The following is a 26,935-nucleotide window of genomic DNA, read 5'->3' as shown; positions in this document are numbered from 1 at the left end:
CTGCTGAGCGCCCCATGAGCCTCCCTGAACACTCGCCGCTGGGCAAGCCCTCGGCCTACAAGACCGAATACGACGCCTCGCTGCTGTTCCCGATCCCGCGCCAGCCCAAGCGCACCGAGATCGGCCTGCCCGAAGGCAAGCCGGTGCCGTTCTTCGGCGTCGATATCTGGAATGCGTACGAGCTGTCGTGGCTGAACCTGAAGGGCAAGCCGCAGGTGGCGCTGGCCAGCTTCATCATCCCGTCGGACACGCCCAATATCATCGAGTCCAAGTCGTTCAAGCTGTACCTGAACTCGTTCAACCAGACCAGGATTGCTTCACCCGAGGCGCTGCAGCAGCTGCTGCACCACGACCTGTCCGAAGCCACCGGCGGCACCGTGCAGGTGCGGCTGGTGACTGAAGCGGACCTGGGCAAGCAGAAGATGGGCGAGCTCGACGGCCTGCTGCTGGACCGGCTCGATATCGAGGTGGACCGCTATGAGCCCGCGCCCGATCTGCTCAGCGCGGACCAGGAAGAAGCCCCGGTTGAAGAAACGCTGGTGTCGCATTTGCTGAAGTCCAACTGCCTGGTCACCGGCCAGCCGGACTGGGGCAGCGTGCAGATCCGCTACGTGGGTGCGCCGATCAACCAGGAAGGGTTGCTCAAGTACCTGATCTCGTTCCGCAACCACAACGAGTTCCACGAGCAGTGCGTGGAGCGGATCTTCATGGACGTGATGCGCGAGTGCAAGCCGGTCAAGCTGGCGGTGTATGCGCGCTATACGCGTAGGGGCGGGTTGGATATCAATCCGTTCCGGACCAACTTCAATACGGCGTGGCCGGATAACAAGCGCAACGCGCGGCAGTGAGGCAGGCGGGGAGGATCAGAACTCCCCGTGAAACCGCACCCCGTAGAACTTCACCGGCCCGCGGTCGCGGTTGTAGCCCGGGTTGCGCACGTACTGGAAGTCGGGGCTGATGCTCAGGTACTTCACCGGCTGGAAGCTGTAGTAGATCTCCAGGATCTGCTCGGGCCCGTAGCGCAGCGCACCGTCGCCCAGGAACGCGCCCTGCCCGCCCGCGGCCAGGTAGTTGCGGTGGTTTGGGCCCAGCATGTTGATGGCCACCGCCACGCCCAGCGCATCGCGCGCCCGTCCCCACGCATCGCCCTTCAGCACGCCGCCGGCCGACACCTGGCGGCCGATTTCCGTGAAGGCGTAGGTCTCGGTCTTGTCGTCGGACAGGCTGGCGCGCGCGAACATCCCCAGTGAATCGGTGACCTGCTGCAGCAGTGTCACGCCCACGCCGCTCTTGGCGTGCTCGCGGCGCACGTCGGCGACGTCCGGGGTGGTGTTGTTGGCCATGCCGAAGCCGATGGCATCGCTGAACGCGCCCATGCGCGCCTTGTTGCGGAACCACAGCAGCCGCGCGGTGCCGGGCCGGCCAGCGAGCTGGTAGCGCTTCTCCACTTCGATGATGTCGCCGTAGTGCTCGAACATGCGGGTGTCGAGCCGCAGCCCGTTGGATTCCAGCGGCTGCAGGAAGCGCCCGATGCGCGCCGACCAGCCGTCGCCGATGTATTCCAGCGACAGGCCCCAGCTATAGCCGCGTGCATCGGCCGGATAGTCGAAGGCGCCATGCGTCATGAACGACCAGTTCATGAATTGCGTGCGCGGGTCCGAGCCGAACTCGTTCTGGTCGAAGACATCCAGCACGCCAAAGTTGCCCGCCGTCAGCACCACGCGCTGCTGGTCGACCGTGCGCGCAAACTGGTTGAAATCCGCTTCCAGTGCCTCGCTGCGGCCGCCCAGGCCCCAGGTCTGCCGCACGAACGCGCGCGCGCGGTAGAACACCGGATTGGTGCTGGCGGCCTTGCCCAGTTCACCGTTGGACAAGCCGCCCAGGCCGTGCAGGCCGGCAAACGGCACGCCTTGCGTGGCCTCCGGGTTGAAGTGGAACTCCGCGCCTTGCCACAGCTTCAGTCCCAGATCCAGCGTCGCGCTGAACGAGTAGCTCTTGGCTCGTTCGGTACCCAGGCTGTTGGGGCCGGAGTAGGCCGCGCCGAATGATGGCTTGCGCTGCCAGATGTAGGTGCTCTGGCCGTGAAAGGCGAACGGGCTCTCCGCTTCAGCCGGGCCTTGCACCGGCTCCGCTTGCTGCGCCATCGCTGGCAGGCACGCACAACAGGCCAGCGCGGCCAGCACACGACGAAAACGGAGACGAACGGGAGCGGTGGCAAGTGGCGGAAACGGCATCGGCAGAGGCGATCGGCAAGGGAAGTGCCCGAGACGGCGCGCTCCGGCGCCCGCAGCATAGCCAAGCGCCCATGACATGTCTACCTGCCAAAGGGTGTGCCGGAAGGCCGACGTTGTAACCGTCCTTGAATTAATTAACGCAAAAATTAATATTCACTGGAGACCGCTTGCATCCGTTTGCCCATGCCGCGCCCGCCCGCCAAACCGAAACCCTCCGCCGGCCGCAGCCCCGGTCGTCCTGCGGCCGGCCAGCCCGGCCAGCGCGAACGCATCCTCGATGCGGCCACCGACCTGTTCTCGCGCCAGGGCGTGGCCGGCACCCCGGTCAAGGCGATTGCCACCCAGGCCGGCGTAACGCCGGCGCTGGTCCATTACTACTTCAGCGACCGCGAATTGCTGCTGGACGCCGTGGTCGAGGAAAAGCTGCAGCCGCTGGTGGCCAGCGTCTTCGCTGCCGCCGGGGATGCCGAGCCGATGGCCATGCTGATCGGCATCGCCGGCCAGCTGATCCGCACCGCGGCCGCCACGCCCTGGTTTCCCGGGCTGTGGATCCGCGAAGTCGCCAGTGCCGACGGCGCCCTGCGCGAGCGCGTGCTGGACCGCTTCGCGCTGCAGCGCGCCGGTGCACTGAGCGCGCCGCTGGCGGCCGCGATCGCGCGCGGGCAGCTCAATAGCGGACTGGAGCCGGCGCTGGTGATGCCGTCGCTGATCGGCCTGACGCTGCTGCCGCTGGCCACCACCCATATCTGGCGCCGGCTGCCCGGCGGCGAAGCGGTCGATACCGACACGCTGGTGCGCCACGTATCCGCGCTGCTGACGCACGGGCTGGCGCCGGCGCCCGACGCCGGCAAGTCCAGGCCTTCTCCGGAGCCATCATGAACCACGCCCTCCCCACCAGCCCGCAACTGCCGGCAGCGGTGCTTGCCGTGCTTGCGGCGGTGCTGCTGGTCGCCGCTTGCAGCCGTGAGCGCGCCGACACCTGGCAAGGCTATGTCGAAGGCGAATTCGTCAGCGTGGCCTCGCCGTTCGCCGGGCGCCTCGACACGCTGTCGGTGCAGCGCGGCCAGCAGGTCGGCCAGGGCGCCGCGCTGTTTGCCCTCGAATCCGACGACGAGCGCGCCGCGCGCCAGCAGGCCGAAGACCAGCTGCGCGCGGCCGAGGCACAGCTGCAAGACCTGAAGACCGGCAAGCGCCCGGTCGAAGTCGAGGTCAGCCGCGCCCAGCTGGCGCAGGCACAGGCCCAGGCGCAGCGCAGTGCCGCGGCCTTGCGGCGCGACCAGCGCCAGTATGAGATCGGCGGCATCGCGCAAGCGCAGCTGGACGAATCGCGCGCGCAAGCCAGCAGCGACGCCGCACGTGTGCGCGAACTGCAGCGCGATATCGACGTGGCCCGGCTGCCGGGCCGGGATGCGCAGCAAGCCGCGCAGGCCGCGCAGGTGGCCGCCGCGCGCGCGGCGCTGGCGCAGGCCGAGTGGAAGCTGTCGCGCAAGACCGTTGCCGCGACCCAGGCGGGGCTGGTCTACGACACGCCCTACCGCCTCGGCGAATGGGTGCCGGCGGGCAGCCCGGTGGTGCGCATGCTGCCGCCGGGCAACGTCAAGGTGCGCTTCTATGTGCCGGAGACCGTGGTGGGCGCGCTGCGCAACGGCCAGGCGGTGCAGGTGCGCTGCGACGGCTGCGCCGCGCCGGTGGCGGCCACCATCAGCTACGTCGCCAACGAGGCCGAATACACGCCGCCGGTGATTTACAGCAACGAGACGCGGCGCAAGCTGGTGTTCCTGGTCGAAGCGCGCCCGGCGGCGGCCGATGCGCCCAGGCTGCGGCCGGGCCAGCCCGTTGAAGTGGTGCGGCAATGAACACGACAATCAACGGCAGCGCAAGCGAACTCGCCATCGACGTGCGCGGCCTGAACAAGCACTTCGGCGACAAGCACGTGGTCAACGACCTCAGCATGCAGGTCGCGCGCGGCGAGATCTTCGGCTTCCTCGGCCCCAACGGCAGCGGCAAGACCACCTCGATCCGCATGATGTGCGGGCTGCTGACGCCCGATTCCGGCGAGGGCACCTGCCTGGGCTACGACATCCGCAGCGAGTCCGACGAGATCAAGCGCCGCGTCGGCTATATGACGCAGAAGTTCTCCTACTGGGACGACCTGTCGATCCGCGAGAACCTGGACTTTGTCGCGCGCGTCTACGGCATGCCGAACCGGCGCGAGGCGGTCGACCGCGCGCTGGAAGACCTGGGCCTGGCCACGCGCTCGGCGCAGCTGGCCGGCGCGCTGTCTGGCGGCTGGAAGCAGCGGCTGGCGCTGGCGGCGTGCCTGCTGCACGAGCCCGAGCTGCTGCTGCTCGACGAACCCACCGCGGGCGTGGACCCCAAGGCCCGGCGCGACTTCTGGGAGCAGCTGCACCAGCTGGCCGCGCGCGGCATCTCGGTGCTGGTCAGCACGCACTACATGGACGAGGCCGAGCGCTGCCACAAGCTGGCCTATATCGCCTACGGCAAGCTGCTGGCGCAGGGCACCGCCGATGAAGTGGTGGCCAGCCAGAAGCTGTCGACCTGGAGCGTGGAAGGCGACGACCTCGCCGCGCTGTCCGAGCAGTTGCAGGGTGCGCCGGGCGTGGAGCAGACCGTGGCCTTCGGCACCGCGCTGCATGTGACCGGGCGCGATGCGCAGGCGCTGGCCGATACGCTTGCGCGGCTGGCGGGACCGGGCCGGCGCGTCGAGCAAACCCAGACCAGCCTGGAAGACGTGTTCATCCACATGATGAGCGGGGCCGAAGACAATATGGCTGTCCGCAAGGCCAGGGAGGCGTCATGACAGCCGCCGCCCGCAAGCCGGCCGCGCAACAGCGCTTCTCGTTGCAACGCTGGTGGAGCATCGTGCTCAAGGAATTCCTGCAGCTGCGGCGCGACCGCGTCACCTTCGGCATGATCATCGGGCTGCCGATCATGCAGCTGCTGCTGTTCGGCTTTGCCATCAACACCGATCCGCGCCACCTGCCGACCGCGGTGATCGCCGCCGACCAGAGCGAATTCACGCGCTCGTTCATCGCCAGCATGGAGCAGTCCACCTACTTCAAGCTGGTCGGCACGCTGCCGGACGAACAGGCCGGGCGCGAGGCGCTGATGAAGGGCGAGGTGCAGTTCGTGCTGACCATCCCGCCCGACTTCACGCGCCGTCTGCTGCGCGGCGAACGGCCCGCGCTGCTGGTCGAGGCCGATGCCACCGATCCCTCCGCCACCGGCCAGGCCATCGCCGCGCTGCCGCAGCTGCCCTACCGCGTGGCCGCGCATGACCTGAACGGATCGCTGGCGCCGTTGGCCGGCGGCAAGCCGCCCTTCGACGTGCAGGTGCAGCGGCTCTACAACCCGGAAGGCATCACGCAATACAACATCATTCCCGGCCTGATGGGCGTGATCCTGACGATGACCATGGTGATGATGACCGGCCTGGCCATGACGCGCGAACGCGAGCGCGGCACCATGGAGAACCTGCTGGCCACGCCGGTGCGGCCGCTCGAGGTGATGACCGGCAAGATCGTGCCCTATATCTTCATCGGCCTGATCCAGTCGACCATCGTGCTGCTGGCCGCGCGCTGGATCTTCAGCGTGCCGTTCGTCGGCTCGGTGCTGGCGGTGTACCTGGCGGCGCTGCTGTTTATCGCGGCCAACCTGACGGTAGGCATCACGCTGTCGTCGCTGGCGCAGAACCAGCTGCAGGCGATGCAGCTGACGTTCTTCTACTTCCTGCCCAACATCCTGCTGTCCGGCTTCATGTTCCCGTTCGCCGGCATGCCTGGCTGGGCGCAGGCCATCGGCAACATCCTGCCGATGACGTATTTCCACCGCATGGTGCGCGGCATCCTGCTCAAGGGCAACGGCTGGGTCGAGCTATGGCCCAATGTGTGGCCGATGGCGCTGTTCATCGTGGTGGTGATGACGATTGCGGTGCGCTTCTACCGCCGCACGCTGGACTGAAGGGGTTGGCCATGCAACGACTCACGCCTCTGTTTGCCGCCGCGGCACTGTTGTGCGGCTGCGCCGTAGGCCCCGACTTCCGCGCGCCCGCACCGCCGGACGACGCCGGCTACGTGCCGGGCCCGCAGCCGGTGGCAACCGTCGCGGCCGACGCCGCGGACGCGGGCAGGCAATCCCACGCGCAAACCCTGGCCGCCGGCGCCGACGTGCCCGCGCAGTGGTGGACACTGTTCCGCAGCCCGGCACTGGACGCCACCATCCGCGGCGCGCTGGATGCCAGCCCGACGCTGGCGCAGGCGCGCGCCCGGCTGCGCGAGGCGCAGGAGAACCTGGCCGCGCGCACCGGCGCGACGCGCTGGCCCGCCGTCGACGCAAAACTGAACACCACGCGCCAGCAGGTCGACTTCCAGTCCCTGGGCATCACCGCGATCCCCAGCCCGGGCCCGTTCACGCTGTACGGCGCCACGGTGCAGGTGTCGTACGTGCTCGACCTGTTCGGCGGCCAGCGGCGCGAACTGGAAGGACTGCAGGCAGCGGTGGACTACCAGCGCTATGAACTGGAAGCCGCGCGCCTGGCGCTGGCCGCCAACGTGGCCACCGCGGCCATCCGCGAAGCCGGCCTGCGCGCGCAACTGGCCGATACCGCCGCCGTGGCGGCGGCCCAGCAGCGCCAGCTTGGCATCACCGAGGAACGCCTGCGCGCGGGCGGCGTCGCGCGCGTCGACGTGCAGCGCCAGCGCGCGGAGCTTGCGCAAACCCAGGCCCTGGTTCCGGCCCTGCAACGCCAGCTCGATGCCACGCGGCACCAGCTCGCGGTGTACACGGGCCAGACCCCAGCCTCGGCCACGCTGCCCGAATTCCGCCTCGACGACCTGCACCTGCCCGACACGCTGCCGGTCAGCCTGCCGGCCACGCTGGCACGCCGCCGTCCCGATATCCGCGCGGCCGAGGCCCTGCTGCACCAGGCCTCGGCCAATATCGGCGTTGCCACCGCCAACCTCTATCCGCAGATCACGCTGAGCGCCAGCGGCGGCACGCAAGCCACCGCGGCGCGCGACCTGTTCAGCAGCCTGAACGTATGGAGCCTGGCCGCGGGGCTGGTGCAGCCTGTATTCCGCGGCGGCGAGCTGCAGGCGCGCAAACGCGCGGCGGAGGCGGCTTATGAGCAGTCGCTGGCCGCGTATCGGCAAGCCGTGCTGCAGGGCCTGCAGAACGTGGCCGATTCGCTGCGCGCACTCGAAACCGATGCCGCCGCGCTGCGCGAACGCGCCGACAGCGCGCGGCAGGCGCGCGATACGCTGGCGGTGGTGTCGGAGCAGTACCGGCTCGGCGGCGTCAGCCAGCTGGCGGTGCTGGATGCCGAGCGGCAGTCGCGCCAGGCGTCGCTGGAACTGGCGCAGGCGCGCGCCGACCGGCTGGCGGATTCGGCGGCGCTGCTGCAGGCGTTGGGGGGCGGGTGGTGGGAGGAGGAAGGCGGCGCTGTGGCGGCAGCGCCGCGGTGATGGCGGCCGGCTAGGTCTTGTCGCTCTGCGTGTGCCAGTAGGTGCGCTTGCGCTTGCCGGTGCTGGCGGGCTTCACCTCCTGGCCGCCCAGCGATGACTTGTCGTCGCCGCCCGAGGCACCAGCCTTGCCGCCCCCGATCAGCACCGGGACCAGCCGGGTCGATCCGTCGGTCTGCGTGACCGACACCATGCCGAACACCGGCGACGGCGGCAGCCCGCCGTTGTCGAACCTGACGAACCGCGGCCCGTTGTTCACGCCAAGCCCGGTCAGGAATGACACCGCGTAGCCCCGCGCAACGCCCAGGTCGGGATAGCAGGCCCCGGGCTCGACCTTGGAAGGCGTGTTGGTGCCGAAGTACGTATAGCCCGCCACGGTCAGCGGCGCATTGACCGCCTTCTCGCCGAATTCCAGCGACAAGTAGAAGCCGCTCGCCACCGCCGAATCGCGGTAGGCCACGTTGGTCGCGTCGACAAGATCGGCCGCCTTGACCGCCGTCCAGGTCGAAGGCAGCTTCCCGTCGACGTTCGGGTCCTTGACCATGAAGAAGCGGTTCTGCACGTTCTGCGCCGCGCCAGGGGTCTGGCTCAGCGAGTACAGCGGCTTTTCGCGGTCGCCCGAGGCGATCATCACAGCGTCGTACTTGCCGGTGGCGACGACATCGGGCGGATAGAGAAACTTGCGCGCATCGTTGGTGTCCACTGCGCCGCCCAATTGCGCGAGCTTGCCGACCGTCCACGTCGACGGAGTATCCGTATCCGTCGATCCGAAGTCGATACGCCAGAGATTGCCGCCGACGTCGCCGACGTAGGCCTTTTCGGCATAGCCATCGCCATTGCGGTCCACCACGGCAACGTCGGAAGGAATCGCGCGGCTGTCGATGGTGACGCAGGTGCCCGTGCTGATGCCAGCGCAATTGGCCAGGGCTGCCCAGACCACATCGCCCGTCCCGGCGTCGAGCACGATCACGCCGCGGCCCTGCTTGTTCTTGGCCGAGGCATCGCCGTTGAGCGCCGGGTCGATATCTTCGCCATCCGGGTCGTAGCCCGCACCCATGATCAGCACAGGCGTCGGGTAGCCGCGCACGCGCATCACCCGCGGCTGCGACCAGGTCTGCCCCAGTTCAGGGATGTCGGCGTTGGTCTTGCTCCAAAGGTACTCCGGCTTTGCCGGATCCTTGACGTCCAGCGCATAGATCAGGCGGCCGCCGCGCCGTGCGGTCAGGTAGATCTTTACCTGCGGCGTGGCTGGACTGCTCAGGTCCTGGTAGACCGTGGTGGTGCCGTCGAAGAAATAGTCGCGTGGAGCGAACTGGACCTCGGCGGTGTCCTGCGGGCTGCCCGTCAGCCGCACCTCGGGCGCGTTGCTATAGATCCGCGCCAGCTTGCCGTAGAACTCGGGAGCGATGAAGCCCCAAAGTTCACCGCCCGCGCGCACCGTGCCCGCGGTGGTGGAAATGGCTGCAGTGCGGTTGCCGTTGACGGCATGGAACACGCCGTCATTGGCACCGTAGAAAACCACCACGCCAGTGGTGCCGCCGTAGTCGACCACCACCGGACGCGAATGCAGCACGTCGCCGTGGATCGAGCCGCGCACCGTGACGTTGCCGCCGGGGCCGGGCTCCGCCTCTTTCTTGGGGTCGGTGCCGGTCAGCGCGGCGAAGACGTCCTTGCCGCGCACCCAGTCGATCATATTGGCCACATCCGCGGCAGTGGTCTTCAGCAGCGACGGACCGTTGCCCTCGGTGAGGGCCTTGTTGGCGGTATCGAAATTTGCCAGCGCGGTCCCCTTGCTGCATTTCGCGTCGGCGCAGGTCAGCAGCCGGCGCCCGGCCTGACTGGTCAGGTAGTCTGCGCGCAGCATTTCTCCGGCGCCGCCCTTCTCGACGACCTCGCCGTCGGGTGAATCCTTGGCATTGCGCAGCAGCGACGAGGCATTCTTCCAGAACCCGTCCGAGGGCCAGTCCGTCACGATGCTGGAGCTGCCCACCGCCTTCGGCGGATCCTCGGTCCAGTAGCTGCGGGCATTGGGCGATATGAACCCGGTCCCCGCGTTGCTAACCGCATTCTTCGGGGGCTGGTCGATCGCGCCTTGCACCCCGGCGTCGAGCATCACCAGATTGCCGTTGCTGTCATAGCCCAGCTTGTACTGTTTGAGGTTGCCCACCCAGCGCGGACGGGCCTTGCCGTCCGGGCGGAACATGCCGATATAGACCTGGTTCAGGTACGAACCCTGCCCGTTCACGCTGACCGGCAGGCTGACCGAGGCAAACACGTTGTTGACCGCCTGCATCTCGTTGAAGATGTCCTTCAGCGCCTTCGAAAGCGCGTCGTCATCTCCGGCCCGGACTGTAAAGTTGCCGCCCCCGCCCTTCTGGGCCATGCTGGTGACGAACTGCAGGTAGTCCTGGCTTTGCTGGCTACCGTCAGTGACACCGATGGTGTAGGTAATGATGTTCTGGCGCGTCGCCGTGGTCGAGCCCGCGTTGTTGGCGGCGTTCAGGTCCAGGTCGTTCAGGAAGCGCGCCCACTCATCGCCCCAGTTGTCGATGTTGTTGCCCCTGGGCAGCGGGATCGGAGTGAGCTGCGCGGTGGTGGCGCCCGCCTCCTTGAGCTTGTTGTAGGCATCCTGGCCGGAGTCCTGCGGCTTGCCGTTGTTGAGCGCGTTGGCGATGTAGATGATGAAGTTCTTCTGGCACGGGTTGGTGATCGGCGACTTGTATGTGGTGCCGGACAATCCCGTCTTGCCGGAGAAGAAGGCCCATGCCTCCTGCATGGCGCCGCCGACCTGCGAGTTGTTGGCACTGTCCTTGGTTCGGTCGATGGTCTTGATGTAGTCGAGCATGTCCTGTCCGCCCGCACCTTTCTCCATCAGCACCAGCCCGGACGGCGCGGTGGGCGGCGTCACCTTCGGGAAGCGGAACTGGCCACCCGTATTGGTGCCCTGCCCGAACATCATCACGCCAAGGTTGATCTTGCCGTTCGTCTTGTCATCATTGATCAGGTCCGACACCGCCTTGTACAGCGCGCACTGCTCGGCGCCAACGTTGGTGTTATCGTTGTTGGCGCTCACCACGTTCTGCGTTTCGCAATCGACCTGGGCATTGGCATTCCACGCCGATGCGTTGTCGAGTATCAGCAGCACGTTGGGACGCGACCCGGAGTTGGCCTGCAGGCCGGTGAACAGGTCGATGTCTTCGGCTATCGCCGCGGGCGCGGCAGCCAGCCCGAGCAGGGCTGTGGCACAGGCGGCGGAAGCGCGAAGCCGGCGAGCGGGCATGGACATGCTGGTTCTTCCTTTCAAGATCCGGATCTGGCCCGAGACTTCAGGGGCAAGTGGAGCCATAGAGCGTGCGCACCGCCACGCCCTGGTGCACCGTCGCGACGGCGCCGGTTGTATTGACGTCATTGACGGTGGCTGCCACATCCCACTGCGTATCGTTGCAAAGCGAACTGATCGCACTGACACCGCTTGCGCCCATGACCAGGTTGCCATTGCCGGTGCTGCTGCCCAGCGTGCATTCGGCATCCTCCGGGTGCTTTTCCGGATCGATCACCTTGGCCACTGGCTTGCTGGTCACGCAGGTCGGTGCCGCCACCTGCGCGATGTAATCCGCCTTGCCGTCACCCGTCACGTCCACCGGCACATCCACCGCAACCGGCGCCTTGGTGAAGTCATCGCTGATCACCTGCTCGATTGCCTGCTGCGCCACGTCGCGTGCTTCGGCGCTGTGCTGCTGGTTGGCAGCCACCTTGACGTTGACCAGCCCGGAATTGACCATGGCCACGGCGATCAGCAGGAACAGCACCATGAACACCAGCGTCACCACCAGCGTGACCCCGGATTGCCTGCGGCGCAGCGGCCTGCCCGTTGACTTCATCATTGCTCGCTCTTCGCTGTGTTGAATCGGTATGGCGTTATTGCTCGCGCAGCCCGGCCACATTGACCAGCCGCGCCACCTGCGCGTAGACGTGGCGCTTGTAGCCGTCATTGAACGGGCCTGCGGCCGCCGCGCGGCCGAGGTCATAGGTGCGGTTGTCTGAATGCCCGCCCGAGGGCTTCAGCGTGCGCGCCAGCAGGTGCACGCGCACCGTGGTGACATTGGCCAGGTTGTTGAGCACCACGCCCCAGTCATAGCCGGGAACGGCGGTGCAGACGGCGCTGTTGTTCGCGCGGGGATCGGACACGTAGCAGTCGGCCGAGCCGTTGCTGTCCTGGTCGACGCCGTACAGCACATGCATGTCCTGCACCCCCTGCGCGACCGAGCGCGACTGGAACGCACCGTTGACCAGTTCGGCCATCTTCAGCGTGGGGATGCCGTCGCCGCCGTTGCTGCAGCGGTCGCAGCCGGCCAGGTAGAAGATGCGCACCATGGCGCGGCGCAGTTCGGCCGGCTGGGCCGGATCGCAGGCCTTGGTGCGCAGCCCGAAGGCCGCCGCGCCGCTGGCATCGAAGACAAAGGTCTGCGTGTCCTGCGAACAGGCCGATACCTGCAGGTAGGGCACGCCCGGCGCCGGGGCGGCAACCGCCGTGGTCGACACGCGCCGGATCACCAGCACCTCGGAAGTCGGCGCCAGATCCGGCAGGCATGGTGCCGCGACGCCCGGCGCATAGCCGGTCAGCGCCACCGGCACGGTTTCGGCAGTAGGCGAGAAGCCAAGGGCGGCGGAATCCGTCGCGCACAGCGCCGGATCCGCGGCCTTGGTGCTGCGTGCAATGTTGCCGACGCCGAAGAACCCGGCCAGCTCCACTTCGCGCCGGATCTGCTCCAGCGCGTAGCGGCCGTTCTCGACCTGCTCGGCAGACTTGGTGAATTCGGTGCGCGACAGGCTGTTGGCCAGGTACAGGCTCGCCAGCGCGGTCAGCAGCACCAGGCCGATGGTGATGCCGATCATCAGCTCGACCAGCGAGATGCCGCGCTGGCGGCGCAGGCGGCGCGCGGACAGGCGCAGGGGGCTCATGACACGGTTCCCAGGGTGCCGATGCGGATCTGCGTGCTGACCGCGCGGCGATAGGCATCGTTGCCGTACTGGCCCTTGCCGCAGCCCAGAGCGGGCGCGCCGGTGGTGGCCAGGCCCTGCCAGGCCACGGTGATGCGGTAGATATTGTTGACGGCGTCGACGGTCTCGATGCAGCCGCGCGCGCCGATCATGGCGCCGACGGCCTGGGCGGCATCAGCGGCGCTGGCACCCAGGCGCATCTCGGCACTACCCAGCAGCGCCGTGTTCCAGGCCTGCAGGTCCGCATCGGCGGTAGCCTTCTGCGCGGCGGTGCCCTGCGTGCACGCCGCCGGCGGCGCCGCCGCGCTGCCCAGCTGCATGCCGGTCGCGCCGTTGGCATAGCACGATGCCACCTGGCGGTTGGCGTTGAGGCGCGCAACCATGTCCTGCAGCAGCGCCAGCGCCTGCACGCGCTGGTAGGACTCCATCTCGGTCTGCCCCGAGCGCGCCACCAGCCCGGCGGTGCCAAGCAGCGCGACCAGCAGGATCACCACCGCCACCAGCACCTCGATCAGCAGGAAGCCGCCCTGTGTGCGGCGGCCAGTCATGCGCGGCCGCGGCCGCGGAATTCTTTGCTTCATGAGCAGGCTCCCGTGGCGGAGGCGACGCGGCCAGTCTCGCTGACCTGCACGCAGACGCGCGACGTCGCTGCCGTATCGCCGTTGGGCGCCACTTCGAAAGTCATGGCCGCGCCCGTGAGCCGGCCATCGTTGCCAAGCACCAGGGCCCCTGCAGCGCTGGGCGTGATGGTCAGGCCGCCATAGGGCCCGAAGCTGCGCACCGTCTCGGCGCCCGCGGTGACCGCCCAGCCGGCAGTCCAGGCGGCACCGGTGGCTGCCAGCGTGACCGTGGCATTGCGCTTGACCGCCTCGCTGCGCGCCAGCAGCAGCGCCGAGGTCAGGTCAAGCGAGGCACCGCGCACGCGCTGGTTGGCGATCAGTGACGAGAACGACGGCGCCGCCGCGACCGCGAGGATCGCCAGCACCGACATGGCGCACAGCAGTTCGACCAGGGTGAAGCCGCGGCGGCTGGGCCGGCCTGGCAAAGACGGCGGGAATGTGGCGCGCCGCATGGTCAGTTCCAGCAGTCGGTGCCTGCACCAGACGCGGATTTTGCGCCGGCACTGGTCAGCGTCAGCGAGCCGCAGTCGGCGTCGGCGGCGAGCTGGCTGCCCTTGGGCGTGGCCACGATGCTGTAGCCGGGCGGCAGCGCCGCGTTCGGCGTCACGGCGACGTCGTAGCGCGTTGCCTGCGCGGCCGGCACCGACATGCCCAGCGCGCCCAGATTGGCGGCGTAGGCGCGGTTGTCGACCAGGTAGCGCTCCTGGGCGCCCGAGACCTCCAGCATGAAGGACTCGATTGCGGCCCGGTGCGAGCGCACGACGTGACGGCTGTAATTTGGAATGGCGACGGCGGCAAGAATGGCAATGACTGCCACGGTGATCATCACCTCGATCAGCGTGAAGCCATGCGCTGCCCTGGCGCCGCGCAGGCGCCAGCCCCGGCACGGATTGCCGGTTGCCCCAACTTCCCCAATGACCCGAAACGACGGGTTGACCCTCCCGCCGTGTCGCACTGCCGGGCTTCTATGTCCCATGCCGCGCTCCGATACCAATTATGTTCCGGATGACCAATTCCGGAGGTTATGGCGCGGAGTGTAAGTCACGATCTGCTAAGCGGGTAAGGAAAATATGATGCCGGCCGACCGGCGTTGTAGCGAACAGACAGTGGTGTTACGAGACCTGCTCAGGACATACAGCCAAGGCATATGCAGACGTTAACTGTCAGCGAGGGGTAACCCTGACCCGCCCTGTTCGACCGGCCCGATGCGCGCCCGGGCGCACCTGTGCAACAATCGTTACAAACACCGAATCCGGAATGCCCATGCCGCCCGACAGCCCTACCCCATCGCCGCAAGCGCCGCCGCAGGACCTGGACGCCCTGCTGGCGCTGCTGCGCAGCAACTTTCCCACGCTCAGCACGCAGTTCCAGGGCGGCGCGCGCTACCTGCTCGACCATCCGCAGGACGTGCCGGTGCTGTCGATGCGCAAGATCGCGGCCAGTGCCGGGGTGCAGCCTGCCACCCTGGTGCGGCTGTCGCAGCATCTCGGCTTCGAGGGCTGGCAGGGGCTGCGTGAATTGTTCGTCGATGCGCTGCGCGGCGGCAGCCAGCCGTACGCGCGCCGCGCGCGCAAGGTGGTGCGTGAAAGCAGCTCCAGCCGCATGCTGGGCGAGATGCTGGACGCGCAGCACCACAACCTGGACATGATTGCCGCCAACAACGAGAAGACGCTGCAGCAAGCGGCGGAACTGCTGTCGCATGCGGCGTGCGTGCATGTGGCGGGTTTCCGCTCGTGCTTTCCGATCGCGTTCACCTTCCATTATGTCTACCGGCTGTTCCGCAGCACGGTGCACCTGATCCGCGCCGATGCCGGCACGCTGGAAATGGAGCTGCGCGGCCTGGCGCCCAAGGATGCGGTGCTGGTGGTCAGCTTCGCCCCCTACTCGCAGGAAAGCATCCGCGTCGCCGCCGCCGCGCGCGAGTGCGGCTGCAAGGTGATCGCGCTGACCGACAGCACGGTCGCGCCGATCGCGCTGGCGGCGGACTGCACGTTGCTGTTCTCGGTGGAAAGCCCGTCGTTCTTTCCGTCAGTCACCGCCGGCGTGGCCGTGGTCGAGGCCCTGGTCGAGCAGCTGCTGGCGCGCAAGGGCAAGGGCGCGATCCGTGCGCTGGAGCAGGCCGAGGGCGAGCTGCACCGGACCGGGGCGTATGTGGTGGCGGGGCGCGAGTGAAGGTGGCCCCCAGTCACTCATCACTACTGCGTGCACTTCTCCCGGTACGCCTGCTGCAGCGACTTCTTCGGCCGGTCACGCTCCAGTTCCGGAATCATGCGGCCCTGCGCGGTCTCGATGGCCGGCTGGGTGGCACGGTATTCGCGCTTGGGCGCTTCGGCGATCTGCGCGGCCAGGGCGCGGCATTCGTCCGACTGGATGCTGCCCGGCGTCGCGGCCGGGTCGGGACGGTAGGGCGTGGTGCCCTGCTGCACCGCTTCGTTGATGGCGGCGGCGGCAGCGCTGTCCCCGTCCGGCCTCTGCGCATGCGCGCTGCAGGCCATCGCCAGGGCAGCGATGGCGGCAATGCGGGTCAGGGTTCGCTGGCTCGGCATGACTTCTCTCCTGTGGCTCGATGAATTTATGCAAAGGCTGCCAGCTTAATCGTTCGCGGCCTGTCTGACACTACCGGCATTTCCGGCATTTGCGGCGTCGATGCCACCTGCGCCTGCCTGGGTACGCGCCGCCTCGCGCCAGTCCTGGCGCCGGCGCCGCATCTGCCCCAGCGCCAGCCGGGTCATGCTGGCCCAGCCGGACGGCCGCGGATCGGCCAGCATGCTGAGCGCGCGCGCGTAGTCCAGCGTCAGGCCGGGCGTCCAGGCCATGGTCTTGGCGCGCTTGCGGATCTGCGCCGCCACCCACAACTCCGGCGTGGTCAGCAGGCGCCAGAGCGGCCGCCAGCCCCTGGCCTCGCGCCAGACCCGGGCCGACGCGCCTTCCAGCGCCGCTTCCAGCGCGTGCGAGACGGTGCTGGAACAGTTGCGGTGGGTCAGGTTGTAGGTGGTGTTCCGGCGGTAGGCGTTCCAGAAGCGGTCCAGGCGCCCGGGGTCATAGTTGCGGATGCGCACCTGCACGGTCGACGGGCACCAGGCGCGCGATTCGGTCTGGTAATCCGGCTGGAACTTGCCGCCCACGTCGTTTTCGCGGGTGGCGCGCAGGATGCGGGTGAATTCGTCGGGCGAGCGGTCGATCTCCTCGGCCGGGTACAGGCTGATATAGATGCCCTCGGGCGATTCCAGCGCGGCATGGCCGGTGGAGATCACGCCGTCGCGGTCCACCGCGGCGATATAGCGGTCGACCAGCGGCTGGCGGCGCGCTTCGCCGCGGGCGGACCCAACCGGAGTCCAGACATGGACGGTCAGCGCGTGCTCGCCGGGTCCGGGCGGACCGTCCCAGATGGTCATGTCGGGCGCATCTGCGGCAGCAGCCGTATCGGTTGCCGGGCCGGCGGCGGAAGCGGCTGGTGCGGCGTCGGCTTCGTCCATGCCGGGGTTGCGGTCCAGCCGGCGCAGGCGTGAGGCCAGCAGCAGCATGTTCCAGCCGCCGAAGATCAGCCCCAGGGCCAGGCAATAGGGCACGGTGCCGACATAGTGGGTCGGGTACGGCTGGTAGAAGAAGATGGCCAGCGCGATCTCGAACACGCCGACGGCTACCGCCAGGCGCCAGGTGCGGAACCGTATCACCCGGGCCGATACGACCTGCAGCAGCCCGTCCGCCAGGAACAGCGTGCCGAAGATCATCGACAGCACGAAGTTGCCGTGATGATGGCCGGCCACGATCAGCACCGCGGCAAAGCAGAACGACACGCCCTTGACCTGCCGCAGCGTGCGCTGCCCGCCGATGCCGGTGCGCGCCACCACCAGCGTTGCCAGCCCTTCCAGCAGCAACACCACCGCGAACGGCGTCATCGGGAAATAGATGGCGTTGTCCAGCGCATCGACAAACATGGCCAGCCCCAGCAGCACGCTCAGGCAGCCCAGCCGCAGCAGGCCGCGCCAGCGCGTGCGCAGGTAGTCTACGCCCAGCAGGATCATCACCAGTCTTGCCATGTCCGGTCTTCCTCCTTCCGTTGCCGGCCGCCGCCGAGGGCGGCCCGTGGTTGGGCCACAGGACAATACGGCCAACAGCAAGCTGTGGCGCGGAGATTCCGCTAGGGCGCGCGGCGCCCGCCGCCCTCGTCGCGCTCGAGCTCCCAGTCGCGGCGCATCATGACATAGGTGAACGAGGTGGACCAGCCGATCAGGATCAGGCCGACCAGAGGCTCGATGCTGGCGATCAGGCGGCTGGCGCCCACCGGGACGATGTCGCCCAGGCTCTGCGTGGTGAAGGTCTCCAGCGCAAAGTAGGCGTAGACCAGCGCGCCTGGCTGCGTGTGGACGCCGGACACGCCGGCAACGCCCATCGCGGTCAGTCCGCCCAGGCCCAGCACCTGGTCGGCGAACCAGAAACCCAGCGCGAACACCAGCGCTTCCAGGCAATGGACCACGATGATGCAGACGATCAGCACGCCGATGTTCATGCGCCCGCTCCAGCGCCGGGGGTGTATCGCTGACAGCAGCCGCAGTGCCTCGTAGTGGATGCCGACCACGGTCACGGTCAGGACGGCGGCGCACAGCAGGGCCAGCGAATAGTGTTCGGCGGAGGTTTCCATGCGCAGCGGCAGGCCTGGTCAGTGTCCGTGACGATCGGGAACAACGCGGAAAAAAAAGCCGCCCTCCAAAATAACACTGGAAGGCGTGCAGGAAAACCAGGGAGCGGGTGCGGCTGGCGCGCGGCCGTGCTCGTAGCCCTGGCAGAGGGTCGGTGGCGGCCGGGTGGCCGCCGCATGGATCAGATGCTGCTCTTGCAGGAGAGGTTGACGTACAACCCGCCGCCCCATTTGAAGTTGCGGTTGCCACTGACCTGCACCTGGACAATGTCGTTGGCCGCCACCGCCGTCGTGGCCGGCGCCGAGCAGGTCCGCACGGTGGCGCCGAGCGAGCAGGCGGACGCGTCGGTGATGGCAAGCGGAGCGATCGTTTCCAGCGCCGCGCCGCTGGCGACACGGTATGCCACCAGGGCGTACTTGACCTCGTCATCGGGCACGGGGCCCGCCAGGCTCGCGTTCAGGGTCAGGCCGCCGCTGCAGCCCACCGGCATCACCGCGCCGAAATTCGGATCGTTGCTTTGCCGGTCCAGCGCGGTGCCGGTCATGACATAGGTGCCATTGCCATCCGGCGAGTCGTACACAGCGAAGTTGGCGGTGTAGATCGTCGCTCCGGCGCCTGTCTCTCCTTGCTGGCCCTGGGGGCCGGTGGCGCCAGTTTCGCCGGTGTCGCCCTTTTCGCCCTTCTCGCCCTGCGGACCTTGCGCCCCGACCGGACCAGTCAGGCCAACCACGGAGACCCCGGCCGGCCAGCCCTCGCCCGTCTTCGGGCCGAACAGCGTATTGGTGGCCGTATTCAGGTAGAAGCTGCCTTCGCTGCCATCGGCAGCGGTGGGATCTGCCGCGCCGTGCAGCAGCACGGCGCCGGGCGCCCCGGCCACGCCTTGCGGGCCGACCAGCGACACGCCGGCAGGCCAGGCCCCGTCAGCCTTGGGTCCGTAGAGCGTCGAGGTCGAGGCATTGAGGTAGAAGTCGCCGTCCGTGCCAGCGTCCGCCGCGGGCGCATTGGCGCCGGACAGGATGGTCTTGCCGTTCGCGCCGGCCGGGCCGGCCGGGCCGGCCGCGCTGGCGGATGGCGCGGCGCTGGCTGGCGCGGAATCGCCGCCGCCGCCACCGCATCCTGCGAGCAGGATGGCGAGGCAGGCGAGCGGGATCGCCGCGAGTTTCAGGTCGATGTGTTGCACGATGGAAGCCCCCCGGTTTCTCATGAATGGCATGCCCGGATCCGTGCCGGGTGAGTTCAATCTAGAGATCGCGGCGATTCCGATAAATCGTGCATTTGCACGGGCTGTTTCATTAATGAAGCGCGTTTCCCGGAGCAGCGAAAAGCTGCCACCGCCCTAATAGCGTCAACGCCCGTTTGAAATCCCGGATGACTCGGGATAATGATTATGAAAGTACCCGGGTTGCCGCGCCTGGCGGTAACACGGCGGGCACCTGGCCCGATTCAGAGCGGGCGAATTCAAGCACCACACAACCGCATCCGTGCGCGCCGGTGCGGCCAGGAAATACCGGCAATATCTCGCCCAAACGGTTGATTTGCGGATGGGATAGCATGGCTCCGGGCTGTTCAAAGGAGAAACGAATAATCGCCATTTACCCCTTCGTGGGGGGATATGCGCGGCACCGGCAAACGGCCAGGCGCAGCATGGCGCGGCGATGGACTATGCTGGAAATCCCAACAGCGTCCTCGCGGAGGCCATCGTGCGCAAACCTGTCCTTGTCCTTACGGCACTGCTGCTGGCCGGCGCCCCCGGCCTGGCGCTGGCCCATAACTGCCCCAACGAGATGAAGGCGATCGACGCCAAACTGTCGACCAAGCCGGCGCTGTCGCCGGAAAATTCCGCCAAGGTTGCCAAGCTGCGCGCCGACGGCGAGGCCTATCACAAGGCCGGCAAGCATGACGAATCGATGAAATCGCTGCTCGAAGCGAAAAAGATCCTGGGTATCTGAGACCCATCGCAAAGAAGAGCCGCCACGCGCCCAGGCGTGGCGGCTTTGTTTATTTTTCCCGCGGTCGTCGCCGCTGCAGGACGGGTCAGGACCCCGATCCGACCTGCTGGACCACACCGTTGGGCGCCACCAGGTAGTATTCGGCGCCAATCCCGACCCAGCGCGTGCCCTTGCGCGGCGCGGGCAGGTTGTATTGCTTGTAGTCGTCGATCACATACTGGCGGTCCCTGAACTCGGTGGGCAGCCGGTCACCCTTCTTCCACTGCTGCACCTGCATATAAGGCGAGTTCTGCGCCGCCGGCGCGGAGGCGGCCATGGGATCTGCCATCGGCTTGGACTTGGCACCACCCTGCGCCATCGCAAACGGCGCCGCCAGCACGCTTGCCGCCAGCAACAGTGCCGGCATCGCTTTCTTGGTCTTCATCGTGATCTCCTTGCGTACGGGAAAACCGAACTGCCGGAGGATCCGGACAGCATCTACCAGATTAGTCACAAATACGGACAACTGCGGCATCCGCCGTCCATGCGCCGGCGCTCGATATGATCGACGGGGCATTCGCGCCCTGACAGATTGTTCACAATTGTTTGCCGGTTGGCACCCATTGGGGGGGAGCCGCCGACGCCACCCGTGACTAGAATGGGTCCTGACAGAAACAATTTGTTACGGGCGGCCGCTACTCAGTCTGTCAGCGGGCCGCGGCCCCGCGGCCCGCGCCGCGGGCGCGTACCGCCCTCGATGTTCCCTGGCTTACGCCCTGTTCACGGCGCTTCGCACGCGGGCACCCGTCCCTGCCAGAGAACCATAAAAACTGGGGACTCTCCGTGTTGCACGATACTGGTCAATTCCTGGCCCTGGTCAATCCCGCCATGGCCATCCTGCTTTCGCTCTGCTTCCTGCTGGCCTGGAACCAGGGGCGCACGCGGCACTACCTGCTGGAGCTAGGTGCCTGCTATTTGCTGTACGCGGTTGCCATCACCGTGCAGATCATCTGGCAGCCGCGCAACGGCGGCGGCAACGCCACCGTCACCGGTGCGCTCTACCTGGGCAGCGCCGTGCTGATGCTGCGTGGCATGCTGGCGCGCATCGGCGCGCGCGTCGATACCTGCGCGCTGGTGTCGCTGCCGCTGGCCCTGTTTGCTGCGCTTGCCTGGTTTGATTTCATGCAGCCCCAGCTGGTCGCCCGCATCTACATCCTGAATGTCGGCATCGCGCTGATCCTGCTGCTGGGCATCGCGCCGCTGGCCCGCCTGCGCACAGGCAGCACTGCGGACCAGGTGCTGTTCTGGGTCTTCCTGCTGTTTGCCCTCCATTTCCTGCCACGCACCGTGCTGACCATTGCTCCGGTCATCGGACAGGACGCTGCCGCCCTCACCCGCTCGGCCTACTGGCTGTGGCTGCAGGTCACCATGGCATTGCTGCTGCTCACGCTGGCGCTGGCGCTGCTGGCGGCGACCACGCTGGACGTGATCGACGGCCTGCGGCATGAACGCGACACCGATCCGCTGACGCAGCTGCACACGCGCCGCAGCCTGGAGGCGCTGGCCGCGCGGGAAATCCCGCCACCTCAGGGCAAGCCGCTGAGCGTGCTGCTGTGCGACCTCGATTTCTTCAAGTTCATCAACGACAACTACGGCCACAGCGCCGGCGACGCGGTGCTGGCGCAAATCGGCCGGATCATCGCCGCCGGCATCCGGCGGCGCGATATCGCCGCACGCCTGGGCGGCGAGGAGTTCGTCGTGCTGTTGCCCGATACCCCGCCCGATGCAGCCTTGCATCTGGCCGAACGCTTGCGCCAGACGCTGGAGAGCACGGAAATGGACGTCCTGCCGGGCATGCACACAGTGACCGCCAGCTTTGGCGTGGCCACGCTGCGGCCCGGCGAAGACCTGGAAGCGCTGCTGATGCGCGCGGATAACGTGCTGTATGCGGCCAAGAACAAGGGCAGGAATTGCGTGGAGTGGGAACGGGAGGCCGGCTTGCCGGTGCTGGCATGATGCTGCCGTGCCTCCCGTCCGGCGCGGCTAAGCAACCGTGGGCGTGCCCGCCACCGCAAACTCCGGCCCGTCATAGCCCTGCGCCACGGCCACGCCGCCATCGAGCAACCGCTGGCTCCAGTGGTCGATCGCCGCGCGCGCGGCCTGGCTGACATCGCGGCCCAGGGCAAGGCGGACGGCCGCCGGCGCTTCCAGCCCGAAGCTGCGGGTGGTTCCCCACGCAATTTGGTCCCGTTCGAAATCCCCGATCGCCTGCTCGACGCACAAGCCGCTGTCGGCCACCGCGGAAGCCAGGAAGACATCGGGATGCCTGCTGGTCCAGTCGACCACGTTGCCGATCTGGCGGATGCCCGCGGCACGGCAGGCGGCGATGGCACCGTCGCGGCCGCCGTCGATCATCGCAAAGACGATATCGGCACCGGCGCGGGCCTGCGCGGCAACCGCGTCGGCGGCCAACGCCGGATCGTGCTGGTTGCCGCAGAAGGTCGTGAGTGCCGGCAGGCCAGGCACCACGCTGCGCACGCCATGGAGAAACGCCGCGCGCCCCTTCAGCCCGGGGCGCACCTTCTCGCCCGACAAATGGGCGACCACGCCGGTGCGCGAATCCGTCGCCGCCAGCACGCCGGCAAGCGCCATGGCGTGACTGCGCCTTGTGTTCTCGGACTTCACGCACCACCCTCCGTTTTGCATACAAATTAAGAATGCAAAATATAGGGTGTGGCCGCACATCCGCATACGAATGTGTGCGCATGAGGAAATACGGTTTGCGCGGAAAATGCGGACGCAAAAAAAGCCCGCTTATGCGGGAACCGGGCCACCGTCGGTGAAGACCTCAAGCCGTTCCGCCGCGCCGCCGACGCCATCGAAGCCTCGGGCCTGGATTACACCATCCTGCGTCCGGCCTGGCTGACCGACGAGGATGAGGTGGACTACGAGTTGACTGAGCGCCATGAGCCTTTCAAAGGTACCGTGGTGTCGCGCAAGAGCGTAGCGGATCTGATCGTGAAGGTCATCGAATCGCCCCAGTTGCATTCCGGCGCCAACCTCGGCGTGAGCAAGCCAGACAGCGATAGCGACAAGCCATATTTCATGTAAGCCTGTACGGATGAAATCCTGTCACGATGGCCGCAAATGTGAGAAAACCGATGTCCATCATGCAATGGCTATTCATCGCACTGGGGCTGGCCCTGGTCGCTGCGGCACTGGTGCTGATCACGGTCACCTGGATCGAGAATCGCCAGGCGCGCCACAGACTGCGGTGGTGTACTTCTCTCGCTCGGGCAACACCGGGCTGGCCGCACGCCATGTGGCGCAGCGGCTGAACGCCCGACTTTTCCAGCTGCACTCGACCGACTATGCACTTGGCCTGGCGGGTTGGGTACATGCGATGAACGACGCGCGCGGGCACGTGGCGGACATCACGCCGCGCACCATCGACTTGACGCAATTCGACACGGTCTATCTCGGCTCGCCTGTCTGGCTCTACAGCCCGGCTCCGCCCATGTGGGCCTTCGCGGAAAACAACCGCTTCGACGGCAAGCGCGTCGTCCTGTTCAACACCTTCAACAGCCATTTCGGCCCTGAGTACATCGAAGCCTTCCGCGCGACGGTGATGCAGCGCGGCGCCGGCTCCTTCGAGCACCGTTACATCCTGCGAGGGCGCATGGGCCAACAGATTACGCATGGCGAGATGCTGAAGGCGATCGATGCCGAGTGGTTTTCGGATGGAATCACCGCCTCGAGCACGGAGTCGGGATACCAAATGCAACGTCCCTAGCCCACTGCTCCTTATTGGTCGCGGCGGCGGATGCCATCGCGATAGACGGGCGGCCCGGCACCAGGGCAGGACGGATACTGGACTCGGATAAGCCGTACCGCATCGCATCGCATCGCATCGCATCGCATCGCATCGCATCGCATCGCATCGCATCGCATCAAAGGATAATCGGCGAAACCATGATTCGCTCCCCGCGAATACCGTTCGCGTTCCGGCAATCGCCGGCTCGTGAATTGGCATTTGAGCCGTGCGGTTGCCGCCTCTACCATCGATTCCAGTGGTATGGAAAACGCCGCGCACGACGGCGCCGACAAGAGATCAGACAAGCACCCTCCCGGACTGGTACGCTGAAAGGGCAACACATTCATGACACGTCCCGCACAGATCACGATGACCTTGGAACGGGGCCTTCATGTGCTTCGCGCCTTCCGTGCCGAGCGTGCCTCGCTCACAAACAGCGAGATCGTCAAGCGCACCGGCCTGCCAAAAGCGACGGTGTCGCGCCTGACCACCACCCTGATCGCGCTGGGCTTCCTGCGCCGCGTTGCCGGCAGCACGCAGTTCGAGCTGGCCCCGGCCTCCCTCCACATCGGGGACACCTACCTGGAAACCAACCCAGTCACCGATCGCGTGAATCCCTTACTGCAGGAGCTGGCGGACCGGCTTAATGTGTCGGTCGCCCTTGCCGTGCCTGATCAGCTCGACATGCTCTATATCGCACATCGAACCAGTTCGCGCATTGGAACGCTACGCCTCGGCGTTGGCTCGCTGCTGCCGATGGGCTGGACGGCGACCGGCCGCGCCTGGCTGTGGGGCTTGCGCCCAGAAGCTCGCCATGGATACCTGGAATCCCTCAAGCGCGTGGACGGCGCGCGCATCGCCGAACTCGAACGCGGCATCGCTGGGGCCTTCCAGGAACTTCAGACCCTCGGGGTCTGCACTTCCCTGGGCAAGTATCAGCGCAATGCTTACGGGATTGCCCTCCCTGTCACGGTGGGACGTTCGGCCACACTGATGTCGCTGAGCTGTGGCGCTGTTGAGTTGGAGCCAGACATGGCAGCCATCACCGAACGCCTCGCGCCTGTGCTGAAGGCCGCAGCTGCCGATCTCGTGGAACTGCTGCGGGATGTTGATACGCAGATCTGACGGTCAATCCGCGGCGCCTTTGAGGGCGCCACTGCGGCACTAGTGATGGGTGCTCAAGCGCTCCTCCAAGGCATGTGCCGTCGCAGCGAGCCTCGGACCCAGTTCCCGCTCCATCCTGGCGCGATTCATACCCGCGCTGCGGCCAACGCTGGCAAGCACCACCGACGGATGTCCCGGCACGCTGACAGGCACCGCAACCGAAGCCAGTTCGCGCCCGCATGGCGACATGCAGAACCCGTACTGGTGGAGCTGTGACATGCCCTCGGCCATCTGCCTGCGCAGCAAAGGCCAGTCACGGCCGCTCTTGCGTTCGACGTTGCTCTGGAGGTAGAAACGCTCCCGTTCCGGCAATGCTGCGAGCAGCGCCCAGCCCATCGGGGACGAAGCGATCGGCACGCGGATCCCGGCAGCAAGGTGGGTATCGAGACAGGCGTTCTTGCCAACCTGCGATTCGCTGACAATGACATCGAGCCGGTCGCGCGCACCCAGGATGACATGGGTATCGCTGGCGTCGGCAAATTTCTGCATCTCGATGCGGGCGGCGCGTTGCACGCTGTCGCTCGAGACGGCCGCGTAGCCCAGGGTCAATGCGGCCGAGGCAAGCCGGTACTTGCGCCGGCTCCCGTCGTAGCGCAAATAGCCCAGTGCTGCCAGAGAATGCAGCATCCGGGACACGGTAGGCGCCGGAATGTCGGTCTCCGCGGCAATCTCCTGGTTGCCCATCCACGGATGCTCGGCGCTGAACGCAGCCAGCACGGCCAGGCCGCGGGCCAGCGGCACCACCCGCACGTCATCCTTGTGGATATCACGGTTCGATTGCTTCACCGCCTGAATGGTTGCCATGGCTGTCTCCATCTTTTCCGGCCCGGCCTTCATTGGGCCGAGCCGTTATTCCAACTGCCTGCCCGGGACCTCAGTACGACTTTGGCAGTCCGAGCTTGCGCTCGGCAATGTTCGAAAGGATAAGCTGCGGGGTGACGGGCGCAATGTAGCCAATCCAGGCTTCGCGCATGAATCGCTCCACGTGATACTCCTTCGCGTAGCCGAAGCCGCCATGCGTGAGAATCGAGGTCTGGCAGGCATTCATGCAGGCTTCGGATGCCAGCAGCTTCGCCGCGTTTGCCTCGGAGCCGCAGGAGAGTCCTTTGTCGTAGAGGTCGGCAGCGGCGAGCAGCATGTGGTTGGCAGCCTCGAGCTCCGCCCAGTTGCGGGCCAGCGGATGCTGGACACCCTGGTTCTTGCCGATCTGACGTCCGAAGACGACGCGCTCCTTGGCGTATTGCGTGGCAAGCTTGAGCACGGCGCGGCCGATACCGACCTGCTCGGCGGCAACAAAGACACGCTCGGCGTTCATGCCGTGGAAGATATACTTGAGGCCCTTCCCTTCTTCACCGATCAGGGAGTCCTTGGACACCGGCAGATCGTCGATGAACAATTCGTTGGTGTCGACAGCGGCACGGCCAAGCTTGTCGATCTCCCGGATTTGGACATATTTCCGGTCAAGCTTGGTGTAGAACAGGCTCAATCCTTCGCCGTGCTTCTTGACGTCCTCGACCGGCGTGGTGCGTGCGAGAATCAGCATGTGGTCGGCGACCTGCGCGGTCGAGATGAAGACCTTCTTGCCCGAGAGCAGGTAGTTTCCATCGGGCTGCTTCTTCGCCACCACCTTGAGCTTGGTGGTATCAAGGCCAGTGTCCGGCTCGGTGACCGCGAAGCAGGCCTTGTTCTCGCCACGGCCAAAGGCCGGCAACCAGGCCTTCTTCTGCGCCTCGGTGCCGAAATGCACCACCGGCTGCAAGCCGAAGATGTTCATGTGGATGGTGGAAGCTGCCGCCTGCCCGCCGCACTCAGCCACGGTACGCAGGAAGAGCGCGGCTTCGGTTACGCCAAGGTTCGCGCCGCCGAATTCCTCGGGCATGCAGATTCCGAGCCATCCGCCGCTGGCAACTGCCTCGAAGAATTCGTGCGGAAACTCGTGATTCTTGTCCTTGTTCCGCCAGTATTCGAGCGGGAAGTCCGCGCAGATCTTTTCCGCTGCATCGACAATGGCGAGCTGATCGGCGCTGAGTTGGTAGTCCATCGCAATACTCCTG

At 66.9% G+C, this 26,935-nt stretch carries 26 protein-coding genes and 1 pseudogene; 12 read left to right on the top strand and 15 right to left on the bottom strand.

What is annotated here, in order from left to right; translation table 11 throughout:
- Window positions 1–14 precede the first annotated feature (14 nt).
- Window positions 15–848, top strand: coding sequence for an NADPH-dependent 7-cyano-7-deazaguanine reductase QueF (gene queF, locus AC3WLF_RS08395; protein WP_492358080.1), 834 nt, complete (start codon window positions 15–17; stop codon window positions 846–848).
- A gap of 15 nt (window positions 849–863) precedes the next feature.
- On the opposite strand, the gene AC3WLF_RS08390 is transcribed toward queF, so the two are convergent.
- Entirely contained in the window at window positions 864–2,234 is a 1,371-nt protein-coding gene (locus AC3WLF_RS08390) for a carbohydrate porin (RefSeq protein ID WP_492358079.1), read from the bottom strand.
- Window positions 2,235–2,417: 183 nt separating this feature from the next.
- Between AC3WLF_RS08390 and AC3WLF_RS08385 the strand changes: the two genes are divergently transcribed.
- From AC3WLF_RS08385 to AC3WLF_RS08365, 5 genes are read left to right on the top strand one after another with little or no spacing between them, the layout of a single operon-like run.
- Entirely contained in the window at window positions 2,418–3,113 is a 696-nt protein-coding gene (locus tag AC3WLF_RS08385; RefSeq protein WP_492358078.1) for a TetR/AcrR family transcriptional regulator, read from the top strand.
- Window positions 3,110–4,090, top strand: a complete 981-nt coding sequence (locus AC3WLF_RS08380) for an HlyD family secretion protein (protein WP_492355841.1) — start codon at window positions 3,110–3,112, stop codon at window positions 4,088–4,090. The genes AC3WLF_RS08385 and AC3WLF_RS08380 overlap by 4 nt, the downstream gene beginning before the upstream one ends.
- A complete protein-coding gene (locus AC3WLF_RS08375) occupies window positions 4,087–5,055 on the top strand; it encodes an ABC transporter ATP-binding protein (protein WP_492358077.1) in 969 nt (322 codons plus the stop codon). Before AC3WLF_RS08380 ends, AC3WLF_RS08375 begins: the two co-directional genes overlap by 4 nt.
- Complete coding sequence (locus tag AC3WLF_RS08370) at window positions 5,052–6,215, top strand: ABC transporter permease (RefSeq protein ID WP_492358076.1); 1,164 nt, start codon at window positions 5,052–5,054, stop codon at window positions 6,213–6,215. The genes AC3WLF_RS08375 and AC3WLF_RS08370 overlap by 4 nt, the downstream gene beginning before the upstream one ends.
- An 11-nt stretch (window positions 6,216–6,226) precedes the next feature.
- Window positions 6,227–7,717, top strand: a complete 1,491-nt coding sequence (locus tag AC3WLF_RS08365; protein ID WP_492358075.1) for an efflux transporter outer membrane subunit — start codon at window positions 6,227–6,229, stop codon at window positions 7,715–7,717.
- Between the two features lie 10 nt (window positions 7,718–7,727).
- Here the strand turns inward: AC3WLF_RS08365 and AC3WLF_RS08360 are convergent, their stop codons facing one another.
- The 6 genes from AC3WLF_RS08360 to AC3WLF_RS08335 are packed head-to-tail and all read right to left on the bottom strand — an operon-like array spanning window position 7,728 to window position 14,311.
- Window positions 7,728–11,000: a pilus assembly protein gene (locus AC3WLF_RS08360; RefSeq protein WP_492358074.1), complete on the bottom strand. Its 3,273-nt coding sequence runs from the start codon at window positions 10,998–11,000 to the stop codon at window positions 7,728–7,730.
- Window positions 11,001–11,040: 40 nt separating this feature from the next.
- Window positions 11,041–11,598: a pilus assembly protein gene (locus AC3WLF_RS08355; protein ID WP_492319004.1), complete on the bottom strand. Its 558-nt coding sequence runs from the start codon at window positions 11,596–11,598 to the stop codon at window positions 11,041–11,043.
- A gap of 34 nt (window positions 11,599–11,632) precedes the next feature.
- Window positions 11,633–12,676 (bottom strand): PilW family protein, encoded by a 1,044-nt coding sequence (locus AC3WLF_RS08350; RefSeq protein ID WP_492319003.1) that lies wholly within the window; start codon window positions 12,674–12,676, stop codon window positions 11,633–11,635.
- Entirely contained in the window at window positions 12,673–13,296 is a 624-nt protein-coding gene (pilV, locus tag AC3WLF_RS08345) for a type IV pilus modification protein PilV (RefSeq protein WP_492358073.1), read from the bottom strand. The genes AC3WLF_RS08350 and pilV overlap by 4 nt, the downstream gene beginning before the upstream one ends.
- Complete coding sequence (locus AC3WLF_RS08340) at window positions 13,293–13,787, bottom strand: GspH/FimT family pseudopilin (RefSeq protein ID WP_492319001.1); 495 nt, start codon at window positions 13,785–13,787, stop codon at window positions 13,293–13,295. The genes pilV and AC3WLF_RS08340 overlap by 4 nt, the downstream gene beginning before the upstream one ends.
- A 2-nt stretch (window positions 13,788–13,789) precedes the next feature.
- Window positions 13,790–14,311 (bottom strand): type IV pilin protein, encoded by a 522-nt coding sequence (locus tag AC3WLF_RS08335; RefSeq protein WP_492319000.1) that lies wholly within the window; start codon window positions 14,309–14,311, stop codon window positions 13,790–13,792.
- Between the two features lie 287 nt (window positions 14,312–14,598).
- Here AC3WLF_RS08335 and AC3WLF_RS08330 point away from each other — a divergent pair, with 287 nt between their 5' ends.
- The gene (locus tag AC3WLF_RS08330; protein WP_010814413.1) at window positions 14,599–15,507 is read left to right on the top strand and encodes a MurR/RpiR family transcriptional regulator; all 909 of its coding nucleotides are present in this window, start codon (window positions 14,599–14,601) and stop codon (window positions 15,505–15,507) included.
- 23 nt (window positions 15,508–15,530) lie between these two features.
- Here AC3WLF_RS08330 and AC3WLF_RS08325 read toward each other — a convergent pair whose 3' ends face one another.
- The 4 genes from AC3WLF_RS08325 to AC3WLF_RS08310 all read right to left on the bottom strand — a co-directional run bounded on the left by AC3WLF_RS08325 (window position 15,531) and on the right by AC3WLF_RS08310 (window position 19,188).
- A complete protein-coding gene (locus AC3WLF_RS08325; protein ID WP_035822695.1) occupies window positions 15,531–15,881 on the bottom strand; it encodes a hypothetical protein in 351 nt (116 codons plus the stop codon).
- A gap of 45 nt (window positions 15,882–15,926) precedes the next feature.
- Complete coding sequence (locus tag AC3WLF_RS08320; RefSeq protein WP_492358072.1) at window positions 15,927–17,375, bottom strand: HdeD family acid-resistance protein; 1,449 nt, start codon at window positions 17,373–17,375, stop codon at window positions 15,927–15,929.
- Window positions 17,376–17,476: 101 nt separating this feature from the next.
- Complete coding sequence (locus AC3WLF_RS08315; RefSeq protein ID WP_010814410.1) at window positions 17,477–17,977, bottom strand: potassium transporter Kef; 501 nt, start codon at window positions 17,975–17,977, stop codon at window positions 17,477–17,479.
- Window positions 17,978–18,156: 179 nt separating this feature from the next.
- Complete coding sequence (locus AC3WLF_RS08310; protein ID WP_492358071.1) at window positions 18,157–19,188, bottom strand: collagen-like protein; 1,032 nt, start codon at window positions 19,186–19,188, stop codon at window positions 18,157–18,159.
- 487 nt (window positions 19,189–19,675) lie between these two features.
- Here AC3WLF_RS08310 and AC3WLF_RS08305 point away from each other — a divergent pair, with 487 nt between their 5' ends.
- On the top strand, window positions 19,676–19,924 hold the full coding sequence (locus tag AC3WLF_RS08305; RefSeq protein WP_492318996.1) for a PA2433 domain-containing protein: 249 nt from the start codon (window positions 19,676–19,678) through the stop codon (window positions 19,922–19,924).
- A gap of 85 nt (window positions 19,925–20,009) precedes the next feature.
- On the opposite strand, the gene AC3WLF_RS08300 is transcribed toward AC3WLF_RS08305, so the two are convergent.
- Window positions 20,010–20,348, bottom strand: a complete 339-nt coding sequence (locus AC3WLF_RS08300; protein WP_011614497.1) for an RcnB family protein — start codon at window positions 20,346–20,348, stop codon at window positions 20,010–20,012.
- A gap of 398 nt (window positions 20,349–20,746) precedes the next feature.
- On the opposite strand from AC3WLF_RS08300, the gene AC3WLF_RS08295 reads away from it, so the two are divergent.
- Window positions 20,747–21,919: a GGDEF domain-containing protein gene (locus tag AC3WLF_RS08295; protein ID WP_492358070.1), complete on the top strand. Its 1,173-nt coding sequence runs from the start codon at window positions 20,747–20,749 to the stop codon at window positions 21,917–21,919.
- A 27-nt stretch (window positions 21,920–21,946) separates the two neighbouring features.
- Here AC3WLF_RS08295 and AC3WLF_RS08290 read toward each other — a convergent pair whose 3' ends face one another.
- Window positions 21,947–22,555, bottom strand: a complete 609-nt coding sequence (locus AC3WLF_RS08290) for a BMP family lipoprotein (RefSeq protein ID WP_492355850.1) — start codon at window positions 22,553–22,555, stop codon at window positions 21,947–21,949.
- A gap of 180 nt (window positions 22,556–22,735) precedes the next feature.
- Between AC3WLF_RS08290 and AC3WLF_RS08285 the strand changes: the two are divergent.
- The 3 genes and pseudogenes from AC3WLF_RS08285 to AC3WLF_RS08275 form a co-directional block, all read left to right on the top strand.
- A pseudogene (locus AC3WLF_RS08285) lies at window positions 22,736–23,014 on the top strand (NAD(P)H-binding protein); the annotation flags it as partial.
- Between the two features lie 166 nt (window positions 23,015–23,180).
- Window positions 23,181–23,696: a flavodoxin family protein gene (locus tag AC3WLF_RS08280; RefSeq protein WP_492352536.1), complete on the top strand. Its 516-nt coding sequence runs from the start codon at window positions 23,181–23,183 to the stop codon at window positions 23,694–23,696.
- Between the two features lie 366 nt (window positions 23,697–24,062).
- On the top strand, window positions 24,063–24,842 hold the full coding sequence (locus AC3WLF_RS08275; protein ID WP_492318991.1) for an IclR family transcriptional regulator: 780 nt from the start codon (window positions 24,063–24,065) through the stop codon (window positions 24,840–24,842).
- A gap of 39 nt (window positions 24,843–24,881) precedes the next feature.
- On the opposite strand, the gene AC3WLF_RS08270 is transcribed toward AC3WLF_RS08275, so the two are convergent.
- Window positions 24,882–25,685 (bottom strand): IclR family transcriptional regulator, encoded by an 804-nt coding sequence (locus tag AC3WLF_RS08270; RefSeq protein ID WP_492318990.1) that lies wholly within the window; start codon window positions 25,683–25,685, stop codon window positions 24,882–24,884.
- Between the two features lie 70 nt (window positions 25,686–25,755).
- Complete coding sequence (locus tag AC3WLF_RS08265) at window positions 25,756–26,922, bottom strand: acyl-CoA dehydrogenase family protein (RefSeq protein WP_492358069.1); 1,167 nt, start codon at window positions 26,920–26,922, stop codon at window positions 25,756–25,758.
- Window positions 26,923–26,935 lie beyond the last annotated feature (13 nt).

The organism is Cupriavidus sp. FW306-01-F10A (assembly GCF_058782785.1).
The sequence above is the reverse complement of the archived record's forward strand: the minus strand, read 5'-3'. Positions and strand labels throughout refer to the sequence as shown.